We start from the raw sequence: 15,439 nt of genomic DNA on the forward strand, positions 1-15,439 counted from the left end.
AGAAGCAACTTTTATCCCGTGCGACTTAATCAACCAAAAACATCTTACCATTTCATTTTCGTCATCGTCGTAAATTAGTATCGGTCTGTTAATCCAACGATTGGAAAAATGCTTATTTTTAAACGGCCCAAAAATAAATACACAACAAATTCAAGACGAATGTTGTAAGCCTTTTTGACATCTCATTTTAATTCACGAGTTATACTAGAATCATCCTCTTTTAAGAAAGCGAGTTTAGTTATGCAACCTATTATTGGCATCGGCTCAAACCATCTAATCCGTACCAGCCAACATTTTGAAAACAACTACGTGGATTATACGCAAAAGAACTATGTTGCCTCCTTATCCAATGCGGGAGCGCTACCGTTAATTTTACCAATCGGTGCACCTGACCTCGCCAAAGACTATCTGAGTAGAATTGATGCACTAGTCTTAACTGGCGGCCAAGACGTGTCGCCTCAGCTTTACCACGAGGACCCAATTCCCCAAAACGGACTTAACGATTGGGATCGAGATGTTTTCGAGCAAGCACTTATTTTAGCAGCAATCGACGCCCATAAGCCAATCTTAGGGATTTGCCGTGGCATTCAAATCATCAACGCAACATTGGGTGGCACCAACTATCAAGATTTAACGACTCAACTTCCCAATGTGCTAGGCCACAACCAGTATCCTACCGCCTGGTCCACACCTACTCAACAGATTTCAACCGCCGCAGACAGCTTTATTGGCGGCGTCTGGGGTGCAACTGGCCTGGTCAACTCTTTCCACCATCAAGCAGTTAAAACAGTCGCTACTGGCCTCAGAATCACTGCTACCGCGGCTGATGGCGTTGTCGAAGCAGCCGAGGACCAGCAGCGACACATTATTGGCGTTCAATTCCACCCTGAGATGATGGCCGACTCAAACCCAAAAGCTGCGCATTTGTTTGAAAAATTTGTTGCTCAAATCTAGCCATGCGTCAATGCCTGACGCCACGTCATTAAAAGGACAAGTACCAACAAACGACCTTACCTACCGAAGTACAGTCTCGGTAGGTAAGGTCGTTTGTTGGTTGTTATAACGCTCATGAATGCCAGTCCTAAACAATTAGGAAACCAGGTATCGTTATTTTTGGCTCAAGGTTAATAGCCAGGCGTCGTCCCAATCACCGTTTAAGGCATCCGGACCATCTTTTAACGCTGGATTAACTGTCACCACTTTGCCACTTACTGGACTCGGCATATCCGAAACTGCTTTTTCAGCTTCCATGCTAGCAAATGTCTCACCGGCTTGAACCTGACTACCTGGTTTAGGTAAATCAATATAGGTAATGTTGCCTAACTCGTCTTGGGCATCTTTAGTGAGTCCGAGACGAACAACATCGCCATCAGGTTTAGTCCAAAAGTACTTTTCTGCTTCGTTCATCACTAGATCCTCCTCTAACCGTTACTTGAAACTGGCATTGTTACTAAACATATAGCTCGTGTAGTGGTATCGCATTGACATGATCAAACCAACACCGATCAAATTACCAATCAGCGCAGAACCGCCTTGACTAACAAAGGGCAACGGAATCCCGGTTAGTGGCAGCAAACCAATGTTCATACCAATATTTTCAAAGACATGAAATAAAATCATCATCACAACACCAGTCGCAATGTACGCATAGAACTCATTCTTAGTGTCAAATGTGACGCGAACCATCTGCCAAATCAAGTAAAAATACAACATTATTAGCAATAAGCCACCAATGAAACCAAAATTTTCACCAATTACGGAAAAAATCATATCTGATTCACGCACTGGAACATAGACGTGTGACACATTAAACCCGGTGCCAAACAATCCGCCTGAGCCGATCGCTTTCATACTTTGCCATAACTGATAGCCTTGATTCGACGTGTCGGCTGATGGATGTAACCACGTATCGACCCGCGCAAATTGGTAAGCTTGAAACCCAAGATGCCCCAAAAGCGTTCGTCCCCAAGTCGTGACCACGAGCGTCATCGCGGTGCCACCAATCACGGTCACGGTTGCAAACGCCGGTATCAGAATTCGCCAGGTCACACCCGAAACCAAGATGAGCCCTGCTAAAATCGCCGCAAAGACTAAGTTAGTCCCAAAGTCATTTTGCAATTTCATCAACACAAAAATGGGCAACGTCCAGGCAAACAGCTTACCAATCAGCAACCAGTCCCCCCGTGTTGTGTGGGTCGGGCGATCATTATTATGTGTTGTAATGACCCGCGCCATCATTAAGATATAAGCTGGTTTCATAACCTCTGAGGGCTGGAATGTTAGTGGACCAATGGCAAACCAACTGCGAGCACCGGTCTGGACGTAATAAGCCCGGCTGTAAAAAACAAGGACTGCCACTAATAGAAAAATGCCCACGCCATAAGCTAAAGGTGCTAATTTCCATAGTTGTTCAGAATCAAATTGCATTAAAATAACCACTGCAATCGTTCCGATGACATACCAGACAACTTGAGTAGCGACTTGTTTGACCACGCTCACTGTTTTAGCATCATGCGTCGCCGCCACATAGATTGAAGCGATTCCGATCAATGCCAACATGAGGACACAGAAAATAATTCCCCAATCAATCCGTGAATCTAAATTTTTGTTACTCCGACTGACGGAAGCACGTTCTTGTTGCACTTGGAGCCTCCCTAAAGCTAATTCGTATTCCTACAAAAGTGCTCAACCATGTAAGTTGTATTCAGCAAGAATCTCTTGAAGTGCGCCTTCTTGCGTCTTCGCGTTAAATCGCTGACCACCATTCATGGTTGCAACAAATTTTTTGCCGTCTGGCTTAATCTGACCAATGATTTGCTTATTCACGATTACTTGGGCAATAGTTTCGCCGGCAATCGTCGTTTCGTCAATTGAAACGGGTATTGTCTTATCTTTTTTTGTCATGATGTTCTCCATAAAAGACGGCTGCCACAATCGGATCCATATCACGGGGATGGGGATTGCGATGAACAGTGAAGTAGTCAGGAACCGGATCAAAGCCGCCCCGTACAAAGGGGTTGCATCTCAAAATCCGCGCAATTCCCATAACGAATCCAGCGACAGCGCCGTGTTTTTTAACCGCAGTCAACATATAGTTGGAACAGGACGGGTAATAGCGACAACTCGGCGGAAACAGTGGTGAAATGAACCGCTGATAGCCGACAATCAATTTAGTTAGTAACCATTTCATCAGCCATTCACCTTCTTATCGGATCACTTAAGCTTTTCTTCCACTCATTCGCTCCAATAATTGCCCGGCACCCTTGGCCACATTGTCCAAGGGCTGTTCTGAAATCATCACTGGTACTTGTAATTCCCGAGAAATCAACTGGTCAATCCCATGTAACAGTGAACCGCCACCAGTTAAAATAATGCCTCGGTCAATGATGTCAGCTGCTAATTCTGGTTGAATTCGTTCCAATACGCCATGCGCAGCGTCAATAATCTGCTGCAAAGTATCATGTAAAGCGGCTTCAACCTCATTCGCATTAATTTCCACAGAATGGGGCATGCCATTGACCGAATCACGTCCACGTACATCCATCGTTTCTGGATGTTCCATCTGAATAGCGGTCCCAATTTTTATTTTAATATTTTCGGCCGAATGTTCGCCAATCGTCAGACCATGTTCTCGCTTCACATAAGCAGCAATGTCGGCGTTCATGCGATCCCCGGCCATCCGCAATGAGGTACTAGCCACGATGTCTCCTAGTGACAAGACAGCAATGTCCGAGGTGCCTCCACCAATATCGATGACCATGTTTCCAGTTGCTTGATATACATCTAGCCCAGCACCGATGGCCGCTACTTTTGGCTCATATTCCAAGTAGACCTTTGCCCCGCCAGATTTTTCAGCAGCTTGAATAATCGCTTTACGCTCGATCTCGGTAATATTAGTCGGCGCACAAATCATAATATTTGGACGCGACATAAACCCTTTAACGTTTAGTTTATTAATGAAATACGACAACATCTCTTCAGTCACGTCAAAATCCGAGATAACGCCATCTTTCAACGGACGGATTGCTCGAATATTGCTGGGGGTCCGTCCCACCATTCGGTACGCCTCGGAACCAACGGCGAGTACACGTTCTGTTTTGGTATCGATCGCGACAACAGAAGGTTCGTCAAGCACGATTCCCTTTCCAACGACATAGATCAACACGTTGGCTGTGCCTAAATCGATTCCAATATCTTTGGCCATGTTGAGCTCCTTTCAATTACACAATTTCAATGCACAATTATAGCATAACCGCTTATCGACCGTCAGCCTTTGCCGAACCTTTAACAATGACTTAGACTTCTAAATTACGATTCGTCACTAAAAAAGGCTCCCACAACTGCACAACATTAAGTCGGGCAATTAAAGAACCTTTGCTTTGGATGCAATTAAATGTCAATTTAAGTTTGAAGAGACCCGATTTTGTCGCTTGGCAATGATTTGGCGAACATCCGCGTCGATATCAACTCGCTCAATCTCTGCGCCTAAAGCGGCCAACTTATCGTGAAAATCACAATAGCCTCGATCTAAATACTGTAAGTTAGTTACCGTTGTATAACCATTAGCTACCAGCCCAGCTAAAACGAGGGCCGCGGCTGCTCTTAGATCCGTTGCCGCCACTTCAGCACCATTGAATGCCGTTGGTCCTTGTAAAGCAACACTACGACCTTCGATCGTGAAGCGAGCATTCATCCGCCGTAACTCATCGAGATGGTTAAAACGATTCTCGAAAACCGTTTCTGTCAACGTACTTGTTCCGTTTGCCATCAGTTGCAGCACTGACATCTGCGGTTGCATATCTGTTGGAAAACCTGGATGTGGTGAAGTCTTGACCGTTACCGGCTTTAATCGATTTGTCCCGATCACGCGCACGCCATCGGCTTCGTCATGAACTTGAACACCCATTTCTAACAGCTTAGAAATCAATGGTTTATTATGCTCACTAATCGCATCTTTAATCAAAACATTGCCGCCTGTGACCGCAGCTGCAACCATAAATGTCCCCGCCTCAATGCGATCTTGAACAACACTATGTTCACAACCATGCAACGCGGTGACTCCTTCAACACGGATCGTCTCAGTCCCAGCGCCAAAGACGCGGGCCCCCATTTTATTCAATACATTCGCCAGATCGACAATTTCGGGTTCCCGTGCAACATTTTCAATTAACGTCGTCCCTTTAGCTAAGGTGGCCGCCATCATAATATTTTCGGTTGCCCCGACACTGGGAAAATCTAAGTAAATATTGGCCCCAACCAATTGGTCTGCACTCGCCTCAATGTAACCATCATGTTGTTCAATCGTGGCGCCTAGTGCTTCAAAGCCCTTGAGATGTAAGTCAATGGGCCGGCTACCAATTGCACAACCACCGGGCATCGCAACTCGCGCCCGTCCAACTCTGGCCAATAATGGTCCCATCACGACCATTGAAGCACGCATCTTCGACACATATTCAAACGGCGCTTCCGAACTCAGGTGTCGCGATGCATCAAATGTGACGGCCTTCTTGTCACGATTGAAAGCCACATCCACATTCAAGAAACTGAGAACCTTGTTCATTAAGAAGACATCTGATAACGCGGGCACATTTGTTAATGCCAATTTACCAGATGAAGCCAGAATCGATGCCGCCTGGATTGGCAAAACGGCATTTTTTGCGCCCTCAATCTCAACCGTTCCCTTCAGAGCCGGGCCACCATGAACAATAATCTTTTCCATAATATTTCGAGCCTCCAACACTTGGCACTCACTACTTGTCAATAGCAACTAAATTGTTTCAGGGTCTAAAACCAATAATTGACTGAAATAAGTCAATGAAAAAAGAGCTGCAAGCATATCCAATGACGATTGCCAATAACACAAGTAACATCTGTGCCTGGCGAGGATATTGCGGCATGATTTTGACAAGTGGTAGCGGTCGAAGTGCCCACAAGGCAAACCAAATGAAGGCCAATTGAAACACTATTTTTATCACTACCGAAACGCCATAAATCGCCATTTTGCACCTCTTTGCTTTATTCAATTCAGTCTATCATATTATCTATAATTACGTCGTAAATATCATCCAAAAAAAAGAAACTTACTAAATTAATAGTAAGCTTCTTGATCACACAACGCTTTTGACCGTGGCGTGACTAACGATTTTGAGTATGTGAGGCGACGTTGATTCGATTAATTGCACGACGCAATGCGACTTCTGCTCGACGCAGTTCATCAGCATCGTGTGCCTGTTGAGCATGTTCAATCGCTTGTTGAGCACGAGTCCGTGCACTTTGCGCTCGCCCAACATCAATATCAGCTTGTGTCTCAGCCGAATCAGCCACAATCGTCGCAACATTATCAGAGAATTCAACAAAACCACCATTAACAGCGATTTCATCTTCCGCGTTTTGATCATGTTTGACACGAACTTCATCAATTTCCAACGCTGCAATTAGTGGAACGTGGTTTGGCATAATGCCGATTTCACCGTTGGTCGTTTTCGCCACGAACATAGTCGCTTCATGGTTGTCGTAACTCGTTCCATCCGGGGTCACAATCGTAACCGTCAGTTGAGGTTCAGCCATTGGTTACGCCCCCTTAGTTACTACCCTGTAGTTGTTTTGCCTTGGCCACAGCTTGGTCAATCGTGCCGACCAATCGAAAGGCCTCTTCAGGTAGATCATCATATTGTCCATCCAGAATGGCCTTAAAGTCTTTAACCGTATCTTCAACTGAAACATACTGTCCATCAATTCCTGTAAATTGGGAAGCAACAGAGAACGGTTGACTTAGGAAATTCTGAATCCGACGAGCACGCGCGACGACTGTTTGCTCTTCATCAGACAATTCATCCATCCCTAAAATAGAGATAATGTCTTGTAACTCATGATACCGTTGGAGAATCTGCTGAACTTGCGTGGCAACTTCATAGTGGTCTTGTCCCACAATTTCTGGAGTCAACGCTGAAGAAGTTGATTCCAGCGGATCCACGGCCGGATAAATCCCTTGTTGCGTTAAGTAACGCTCCAAGTTAGTTGTCGCATCCAAATGGGCGAAAGTCGTTGCCGGCGCCGGATCAGTATAGTCATCGGCAGGCACATAAACCGCCTGAATGGAGGTAATTGAGCCCTTTTGCGTCGAAGTGATTCGCTCTTGCAACTGACCCATTTCTGTCGCCAAGGTTGGTTGATAACCAACGGCTGATGGAATTCGACCAAGTAAGGCAGAAACTTCCGAACCAGCTTGGGTAAACCGGAAAATATTGTCGATAAACAACAAAACGTCTTGGCCTTTGACATCACGGAAATATTCCGCAATTGTCAAACCGGTCAGGGCAACCCGCATCCGAGCACCCGGTGGTTCGTTCATCTGTCCATACACCATGGCGGTCTGCTTTAAAACACCAGACCCTTTCATTTCAAAGTACATATCGTTACCTTCACGGGTTCGTTCACCGACACCGGTAAACACTGAAATCCCGTTATGGCCTTGAGCAATGTTGTGAATCAGTTCTTGAATCAGAACGGTCTTCCCAACACCGGCCCCACCAAAGAGGCCGACCTTACCACCACGTACATAAGGGGCAAGTAAATCAATGACTTTAATTCCTGTTTCAAGAATTTCAGTACTTGTTGCGAGTTGGTCATAATCAGGTGCTTCCCGATGAATTGGGTTGCGTTGCGCATCCGGACCAAACTCTGCTCCGCCGTCGATTGGTTCTCCGAGGACGTTAAATACCCGGCCCAATGTATCTTCACCAACGGGCACTGAAATTGAGCCACCTGTGTCCTCAACTTCCATGCCACGTTGCAGGCCATCCGTTCCATCCATCGCAATTGTCCGCACGACACCGTCCCCTAGTTCCAAGGTGACTTCAACCGTGAGATCCTTTTGATTGGGACGTTTAACCAGTAACGCATTGTTAATGGCAGGTAATGAACCATCTAATGGAAATTCAACGTCAACAACGGGGCCGATAACTTGAACAACTTTACCAGAACTCATTCGCGTATCTTCCTTCCGTCTTAATAATTAACCTCGATTAAGCAATTTCTCAATCAGGTGCAAGCGTTTACTCTAACGCCGCCTGTCCACCGGTAATTTCAGTAATTTCAGTTGTAATGGCACTTTGACGCGCACGATTGTACTGAAGACTGAGACTGCCAATTAAGTCATGGGCGTTATCTGAAGCTGTCTGCATAGCTGTAGCACTAGAGGCATGTTCTGAAGTTTTTCCGTCTAAAATAGCACCATAGACCAAACTTTCAGCGTACTGCGGTAGAACAACCTGCAAAATTTCTTCAGCAGATGGTTCAAGTTCATACTCCGGCGTAATCGTAATTCCAGTCGCTACTGTCTTAGCGGAATTGCTTTCATCACCATCCGGTTTCGTTTCTGCCACGGTCTCACCGGTGATCGGTAACATCCGGGTTGACCGAAAGCGTGACGTTAATCGATTGACGAAATGACTATAGCAAACATATAGCTCATCAAAAACTTCGTTGTTGTACATCGCGACAACGGTCTTGACAATTTCACGCACCTCGATAAACGTTGGCACATCACTTACACCGCGGTACTCATACGCCACATTCATGCCACGTTTCTTGAAGAAATCAGCACCGGTACCGCCCACCGCTAGAACCACAAAATCATCTTGGTGTCCACCATGAGCTTGAATAAAGTCATTTGTGGACTTGATGATATTGCTGTTATAACTACCGACAAGCCCCCGATCAGAAGTCACCACCAGCAACCCGGTCTTTTTAACAGGCCGCTGGGTCAGTAAACCACTGACAGGAACATCATCATTGGCGTTAGCTTTCGAGCTAGTCGCATCAACCACCGATGTTTCTAGCAGGTGAGATGCAGCAAGGTGAGTGACCACACTTTCAACCTTAGCTGCATAAACTTGGTAACCACTTGTATGGCGCTGAATCTGGCTCAATTTTGACGTTGAAACCATCTGCATTGCCGTCGTGATCTGAGCCGTTTTTTGAGTTGAACTAATTCGGCGCTTGACTTCGTTTAATGCTGCGGGCATTTGCTCACCTTCCCTTCCGTCTATTTAGTGGCTTCTGTCGCCGCTTTAGTTGGTTGGAAAGAATCAACAAATGCGGAAATTGCCGCTTTCATATCGTCATCATCAGGCAAATTTCCAGTTGAACGAATTGTCTCTAATAAATCAGCATGTTTAGCATCAAAATTATCGAATAACTCGTTTTGGAAGCGAGCAATGTCATCAACCGCGATCTTATCAATATATCCGTGGGTTAATGCATAGAGAATTACCACTTGCTTTTCCACTGGTAGTGGTTCATGTAGTGGTTGCTTCAATACTTCAATTGTCCGCTGACCACGGTTCAAACGATCTTGAGTCGCTTGATCCAAGTCAGAACCAAATTGAGCAAACGAGGCTAACTCAGCATACGACGACAGGTCAAGCCGCAAAGTCCCCGAAACCTTCTTCATGGCCTTAACTTGGGCGTCCCCGCCGACCCGTGACACAGATGTCCCGGCATCAATGGCCGGACGCACACCTGAATAGAATGAATCAGAGTTTAAGAAAATCTGTCCATCAGTGATTGAAATAACGTTTGTTGGAATATAAGCGGACACATCACCCGCTTGCGTTTCAATGATTGGCAAAGCCGTCATCGAACCGCCGCCCATTTCGTCACTCAGTTTAGCGGCCCGTTCAAGCAACCGAGAATGAGTATAGAAAATATCCCCTGGATAAGCTTCACGACCTGGTGGACGACGAAGAATTAAGGAAAGTTCACGATAAGCAACGGCTTGCTTAGATAAATCATCATAGATGATTAAAACATGTTTGCCGTTATACATGAACTCTTCACCCATGGCAGCACCAGCATAAGGTGCCAAGTAAAGCATTGGTGCAGGTTCTGAAGGCCCTGCAGAAACAACAATTGTATAATCCATCGCGCCGAGTTGCCGTAGCGTCTCCACTTGCGCACGCACGGTCGACTCCTTTTGTCCAATCGCAACATAGACACAAATCATGTTTTGATCTTTTTGATTAACAATTGTATCAATCGCCAAGGATGTCTTCCCAGTCTTCCGGTCACCGATGATCAATTCACGTTGACCACGACCAATTGGAACTAGGGCATCAATGGCTTTAATACCAGTCTGTAATGGTTCGCTAACGGATTTACGTTGCATAACTCCAGGAGCCTTAAATTCAACTGGACGGGTGTGATCTGTTTTAATCTCACCTTTACCGTCAATCGCTTGACCCAAAGAATTAACGACTCGACCGATCAAAGCATCGCCAACAGGAACTTCCATAATCCGGCCTGTCCGTTTAACGGAAGAACCTTCTTGAATCCCATCGTAGGCACCCAAAACCACGATTCCAACATCGTCGGATTCGAGGTTTTGAACCATGCCATAAACGCCATTATCAAACTCGAGTAGTTCGCCAGCTAATGCATTATCCAGACCATGAGCACGTGCAACCCCGTCACCGACGTAGGTTACCGTTCCCGTCTCTTCAACGGTCAGCTCCTCTTGATAGTTCTCAAGCTGTTGTTTAATGAGAGCGCTGATTTCTTCAGCTTTAATGCTCATGCGGATTTCACCTCTTTATAAAAAATTTTAATGCGTCAACGATTGGCGCAGACGATCGAGTTGGGTCCGGATTGAGCCATCAATGACGGTATCATTCATATGAATAATCACCCCACCAATGATTTCCGGATCCACCACGACATCTAAGTGAACCGTTTTTGCGCCGATTCGTTTGGCCACGCTGTCAGCTAACCGTTGTTTTCGATCTTCATCAAGGTCGACAGCAGCTGTTGCACTAACGGTGACCGTTTGATTTTGTTCATCATAGAGTCGTTTGAACTCATCAATAATCGCGACCGTATCATTCAAGCGGCCGTAGTCATAAAGCATTTGCAAGAAATTATGAACGAGTGGACTCGCTGAATCTAGCAAAGGCTTTAAGAGGGCTTCTTTCTCCGGGTTCTTCAACCCAACACCAGTTAAAATGGTGCCGAGATTCGGGACGGCTTGAAAAACACCTTGGACTTCGATGAGCTCGTTATTAATCGACTCGACTTGATGTTGCTCATTAGCAGCATCAAACATTGCGCGACCATAGCGCCGTGCAACTTGCGATTTAGCGAGTTTGGTCATCTTTTCCCAACCCTTCGATATAAGAATCAATTAATGCTTTTTGATCATCGGCATTTAATTGCTTGTGAATGATTTTGGAAGCAATCTCAATAGATAAGTCCGCAACATCATTGCGCGCACTGACCAACGCGTCCTGACGCTGTTGTTCAATATCTGCTGTTGCAGATTCTCGCAACTGTTGCGCGTCTGTTTGCGCTTTAGAAATAATCTTGTCACGCTGCTGACCACCAGCATCCTTTGCATCAGCTAAAATGCTAGCAGCTTCTTGATGTGAATTAGCCAAAGCATCTTGTCGCTGTGCAGCCAGCTGTTCAGCATCAGACCGAGATTTCTCAGCTGAGTCAATATCATTTGCAATTTTGGTTGCCCGATCATTCATCATCTTCATGACCGGCTTCCAAGCAAAAATTTTAACTAACCACATGAGTAAAACAAACGCAACCATGTAGAACAGCATATCACCGTAATCGAAACCACGATCAGCCGCTAATATTAATGGTGAAAACATCTATTGGCACCTCCCTTGTCAGAATTTTGTTCGTTTTCAAAGAACCGAAACTACTTGTTCATGACCAAGAAGGCAATAACGATTGAAATAATTGGCATCGCTTCGATCAAACCAACCCCAATGAACATTGTCCCACGTAATTGACCGGACATTTCTGGCTGACGAGCCATTCCGTCCAAAGTCTTTGAAATAACCATCCCGTCACCGACACCGGCACCGATGGCAGCCGCAGCAGCGGCGATTCCAGCAGCAATTGCTCCCATAATATTGAATCCTCCTAGATTTTTTTATTCCTCAACAGTAACTTTGCGAGAAATATATACCGTGCTTAAGGTTACAAAAACATAGGCTTGGATTGCCCCGATAAAGACCGAGAATCCCTGCCAAGCCATCTCAAGTGGCAGCGCCACAATCATGGTTGGAATCCCATGTGAGAACGCCAAACCACCAAGTAACTTCAACAACGTTTCACCCGCGAAGATGTTCCCGTACAGCCGTAAGGCCAAAGTTAACAAGTTCGTAAACTCCTCGACGAGGTTAATTGGCAACAACGCAGCAAATGGCTTTAAGTATGAATTTGACACATACCCACCAAAACCGAATTTCACTACACCCAAGAAATGTGCTAACGCAAGTGTAACCATAGCCATTGTTAGCGTCATTACAGGATCAGCAGTTGGGCTGCGCACATAGTCTACACCATTCACGCCGACTTGGAGAAAAAGCCCAAGTTGATTGGCAAAGAAAACGTATAAGAATAATGTAAATGCAAACAGTCCTAACTGACCGCCATCACGTCCGGGTAATTGGCCACGAACAATCCCGTTCGTAAAGTCAATAACCCATTCCAAAACATTCTGACCGCCCGTTGGTTTTAATGTCAACCGTCGAGACAGAACAAAAATAAAGCCAAAAACAAGGACGAACGCGATCGTCACAGAAATGATGTTGGCGGTGTGAAAAGTCAGTCCCAAAAATTGGAAGGAATCCACTAAATATCACCTCTTTTCGTAACCCTAATTGTGTAACAATATTGTGAACCGGTCCAATTTTCGTCTATACAAAGCGCAAAAAAATCGGGCATTTGCTGTTCAAAATACAGAGTTATGATACCACCATTGAAAATCAATCGCAAAAGAATTTACAGTTCCTAAAAGTCACGTCATTCTTACAGCCACAAGTAATTAGACAAAACGGAAGCGGTTGCACTAAGCCACTGAAAATAATTTACATAAACCATTTCAAATTTTAATTGCACTTTTGTACCGGACGTCCACTGCCGATCAATTAAATATTTCCGACTCACCGTGAATTTATCAGCGGTTGAAAGTAACTAGATTGCTACCAATTTAGTTGCTGCTCCAATCATCAAATTTCGCTTGACCTCGCCTTAAAGTTCGTGTCGCTCAGTGATCGTTTATTCGTCTGAAGTTATCAAAAATCCTGTCAAATTTACAATTAAAAATTTTGGGCTACTTTCTACCTAACCAGTTCTTCACTATTTACGGGATCGCTGATTCATTTAGTGCTTTTAGAGAACAGAATGCCTTATAACTCTTCATTTATTGTCGTGGCGTCAATTTTTTTCACCAGCCCCCCATTTGATCGTCAATAAGCTACGTGGTCACCAGTGATGCTTTTCTGCTAAAAGTATCATTATCTGATCCTAGCCTCGCTAATTTAGGCACAGCGGATGACTTGTTATTTACTGAAGTCCTCCTTACATTAATAGCCATAAACAGGAAAGCGCTTTCTGGTTGCCCAAGTTATTCGAATTGGAGTTGATGAAATGAGTGTTGTAAAGCGGACGTTTAATAGTTTTATTGATTTCATTTCCGGTTCCTTCGCACCTTTTTTAGGTGTTCTGGCTGGAATTGGGATTCTTAAAGGTGTTTTAGCACTTTGTTTGAATGCGCATCTTTTAACTGCCTCATCGGGAACCTATGAAGTTTTATATGCCGCTAGTGATGGCCTCTTTTTCTTTCTTCCACTTGCCCTAGCTGTCACGGCTGCCAATAATCTACAAATCAATCCATACACTGCCCTAGCGATTGCCGGCGCACTTGTCTATCCAGACTTAGTGACGGCAATTCAAAAAGGAATTACTTTCGCAGGAATTCCGGTTCTGAAGGCAACGTACTCGACCTCCGTAATTCCAATTATCCTAATTGTTTTAATCATCCGTATAATCGAACCATGGCTATTTTCGAACTTACCTAAAACCGTCCGTGATATTTTGACACCACTAATTATTATCAGCGTAATGGTCCCATGTGCCATCATTGCGATTGGCCCATTAGGTACAATTATTGGCAGTTTCATTACTAAAGTGATCATGTCACTATATTCATATTCACCACTGTTAGCAGGCATCGTCCTAGGCGCCTTCTGGCAGATTCTCGTAATCTTTGGGCTTCACTGGGCATTTATTCCAGTGTTCATTTTAAATCTTTCAACAAAACACTTCGATCCATTATTGCCAATTCTGTTTGCATCAATTATTAGTCAGGTAGGTGCTGCAGCAGGTGCCTACTTCAAGTTTAGCAACGCTGAAAACAAATCAATTGCCCTGTCAGGAACAATTTCTGGACTTTTGGGAATCACAGAACCAATTGTTTACGGGATCACGCTTAAGTATAAGAAACCAATGCTCGTTGCTTGTATTGCCAGTGGCATCGGTGGCGGCCTTATTGCACTCATGAAAGTAACCTGCATTGCCTTTACCCTGCCCAGTATTCTAGCGTTAACGGTTTACCAGCATAATGTCATTTGGGTTGGCGTCGCAGGATTTTTAACCTTTTTCTTAGCCGCAATTGGAACTTATCTATTTGGGATTAATGACGAAACTTCCGTAGGTAACGAAATATGAAGAAAAAAATTTTAGCTGTTGATATTGGTGGCACAAATCTTAAATATGCACTTATTAGCTCAAACGGCACAATCACTAGAAAAGACGCCGTCACTACTGCCTCATATAGTTACCAATCCTTACTCAATCAAATCATACAAATCTATGGAACGTATCATGACACTGTATGCGGCATTGGCATCAGTGCACCCGGCAGAATTGATCCAGTGACGAATATCATTTACGGTGGTGGATCATTTCCGTTCTTAGATGGTAAACAGTTAGGTGCCGATTTGCCGGTTAGTGTGCCCGTGTCTATTGAAAATGATGGTAAGTCAGCGGCGGTGGCTGAACTTTGGTTAGGTGAACTGCAGCAAGTTAAGAATGGCGTGGTCCTTGTTCTTGGAACTGGCGTCGGCGGCGGGATTGTCCTTGACCATGAGTTATGGCGTGGATCTAATTCATCGGCCGGTGAGTTTAGTCTAATGATGCACGGCTACCCACAGTCAGATTTAAGTAATATGGCTGGCTTCACCACGTCCAGCGTGAAAATGATTGAAAATATTGCCAAACAAAAAGCATTGCCAAATATCCACGATGGTCGCGCTGTCTTTGATCTAATCAATTCAGGCGACCATGAGGCGCTAACTTTATTTGAAGACTTTATCGATAGAATTGTCGAGCTAATCAATAATATTCAGGCCGTTTTAGATGTCGATAAATTCGTCATCGGTGGCGGGATTTCCGAACAAGAAAGCTTGATTAATGCCATTCAGACACGTTACCAACAATCGCGAGCCGCGAACGTGTTATTTGGTAAGACCGTTCAAAACGTCATGGTTACTGCTGCAAAATTTCGTAACGATGCAAATTTACTTGGCGCAGCCTACACATTGTTACGCAAACTCAACGAGGAGGAATAGTTGTGAATCAA

Annotated in this window: 18 protein-coding genes; 3 read left to right on the forward strand and 15 right to left on the reverse strand. The window is 44.7% G+C overall.

Translation table 11 applies throughout. The annotated features are described in order from the left end of the window. The first annotated feature begins 240 nt into the window (after positions 1-240). A complete protein-coding gene (locus tag AC27FN_RS06240; protein WP_487167154.1) occupies positions 241-954 on the forward strand; it encodes a gamma-glutamyl-gamma-aminobutyrate hydrolase family protein in 714 nt (237 codons plus the stop codon). Between the two features lie 153 nt (positions 955-1,107). On the opposite strand, the gene AC27FN_RS06245 is transcribed toward AC27FN_RS06240, so the two are convergent. The 15 genes from AC27FN_RS06245 to atpB all read right to left on the reverse strand — a co-directional run bounded on the left by AC27FN_RS06245 (position 1,108) and on the right by atpB (position 12,649). Next, on the reverse strand, positions 1,108-1,407 hold the full coding sequence (locus AC27FN_RS06245; protein ID WP_407883683.1) for a glycine cleavage system H family protein: 300 nt from the start codon (positions 1,405-1,407) through the stop codon (positions 1,108-1,110). A gap of 21 nt (positions 1,408-1,428) precedes the next feature. Then, positions 1,429-2,643, reverse strand: coding sequence for an FtsW/RodA/SpoVE family cell cycle protein (locus tag AC27FN_RS06250; RefSeq protein ID WP_487167155.1), 1,215 nt, complete (start codon positions 2,641-2,643; stop codon positions 1,429-1,431). 42 nt (positions 2,644-2,685) lie between these two features. Continuing rightward, the gene (locus AC27FN_RS06255; RefSeq protein ID WP_487167156.1) at positions 2,686-2,904 is read right to left on the reverse strand and encodes a DUF2969 domain-containing protein; all 219 of its coding nucleotides are present in this window, start codon (positions 2,902-2,904) and stop codon (positions 2,686-2,688) included. Continuing rightward, the gene (yidD, locus tag AC27FN_RS06260; protein ID WP_487167157.1) at positions 2,888-3,190 is read right to left on the reverse strand and encodes a membrane protein insertion efficiency factor YidD; all 303 of its coding nucleotides are present in this window, start codon (positions 3,188-3,190) and stop codon (positions 2,888-2,890) included. Before yidD ends, AC27FN_RS06255 begins: the two co-directional genes overlap by 17 nt. 27 nt (positions 3,191-3,217) lie before the next feature. Continuing rightward, positions 3,218-4,204: a rod shape-determining protein MreB gene (gene mreB / locus AC27FN_RS06265; RefSeq protein WP_487167158.1), complete on the reverse strand. Its 987-nt coding sequence runs from the start codon at positions 4,202-4,204 to the stop codon at positions 3,218-3,220. 192 nt (positions 4,205-4,396) lie between these two features. Next, positions 4,397-5,719, reverse strand: coding sequence for a UDP-N-acetylglucosamine 1-carboxyvinyltransferase (gene murA, locus AC27FN_RS06270; protein WP_487167159.1), 1,323 nt, complete (start codon positions 5,717-5,719; stop codon positions 4,397-4,399). Positions 5,720-5,777: 58 nt separating this feature from the next. Continuing rightward, entirely contained in the window at positions 5,778-5,999 is a 222-nt protein-coding gene (locus AC27FN_RS06275; RefSeq protein WP_487167160.1) for a DUF1146 family protein, read from the reverse strand. 136 nt (positions 6,000-6,135) lie between these two features. Then, positions 6,136-6,567, reverse strand: a complete 432-nt coding sequence (locus AC27FN_RS06280; protein ID WP_487167161.1) for a F0F1 ATP synthase subunit epsilon — start codon at positions 6,565-6,567, stop codon at positions 6,136-6,138. A 13-nt stretch (positions 6,568-6,580) separates the two neighbouring features. Further along, the gene (gene atpD / locus AC27FN_RS06285) at positions 6,581-7,987 is read right to left on the reverse strand and encodes a F0F1 ATP synthase subunit beta (protein WP_487167162.1); all 1,407 of its coding nucleotides are present in this window, start codon (positions 7,985-7,987) and stop codon (positions 6,581-6,583) included. A 67-nt stretch (positions 7,988-8,054) separates the two neighbouring features. After that, entirely contained in the window at positions 8,055-9,026 is a 972-nt protein-coding gene (locus AC27FN_RS06290; protein ID WP_487167163.1) for a F0F1 ATP synthase subunit gamma, read from the reverse strand. 20 nt (positions 9,027-9,046) lie between these two features. Then, on the reverse strand, positions 9,047-10,576 hold the full coding sequence (gene atpA, locus AC27FN_RS06295; protein ID WP_487167164.1) for a F0F1 ATP synthase subunit alpha: 1,530 nt from the start codon (positions 10,574-10,576) through the stop codon (positions 9,047-9,049). Positions 10,577-10,603: 27 nt separating this feature from the next. Then, positions 10,604-11,149: an ATP synthase F1 subunit delta gene (gene atpH / locus AC27FN_RS06300; protein ID WP_487167165.1), complete on the reverse strand. Its 546-nt coding sequence runs from the start codon at positions 11,147-11,149 to the stop codon at positions 10,604-10,606. Then, a complete protein-coding gene (atpF, locus tag AC27FN_RS06305) occupies positions 11,133-11,657 on the reverse strand; it encodes a F0F1 ATP synthase subunit B (RefSeq protein WP_487167166.1) in 525 nt (174 codons plus the stop codon). The genes atpH and atpF overlap by 17 nt, the downstream gene beginning before the upstream one ends. Positions 11,658-11,707: 50 nt before the next feature. Beyond that, on the reverse strand, positions 11,708-11,920 hold the full coding sequence (atpE, locus tag AC27FN_RS06310; protein WP_487167167.1) for a F0F1 ATP synthase subunit C: 213 nt from the start codon (positions 11,918-11,920) through the stop codon (positions 11,708-11,710). 24 nt (positions 11,921-11,944) lie between these two features. After that, positions 11,945-12,649, reverse strand: a complete 705-nt coding sequence (atpB, locus tag AC27FN_RS06315; protein ID WP_487167168.1) for a F0F1 ATP synthase subunit A — start codon at positions 12,647-12,649, stop codon at positions 11,945-11,947. A 797-nt stretch (positions 12,650-13,446) separates the two neighbouring features. On the opposite strand from atpB, the gene AC27FN_RS06320 reads away from it, so the two are divergent. Both AC27FN_RS06320 and AC27FN_RS06325 read left to right on the forward strand, forming a co-directional pair. After that, a complete protein-coding gene (locus tag AC27FN_RS06320; RefSeq protein ID WP_487167169.1) occupies positions 13,447-14,526 on the forward strand; it encodes a PTS transporter subunit EIIC in 1,080 nt (359 codons plus the stop codon). Next, the gene (locus AC27FN_RS06325; protein WP_487167170.1) at positions 14,523-15,428 is read left to right on the forward strand and encodes an ROK family protein; all 906 of its coding nucleotides are present in this window, start codon (positions 14,523-14,525) and stop codon (positions 15,426-15,428) included. The genes AC27FN_RS06320 and AC27FN_RS06325 overlap by 4 nt, the downstream gene beginning before the upstream one ends. Positions 15,429-15,439 lie beyond the last annotated feature (11 nt).

It is taken from the genome of Furfurilactobacillus sp. W61-4, from assembly GCF_057545565.1.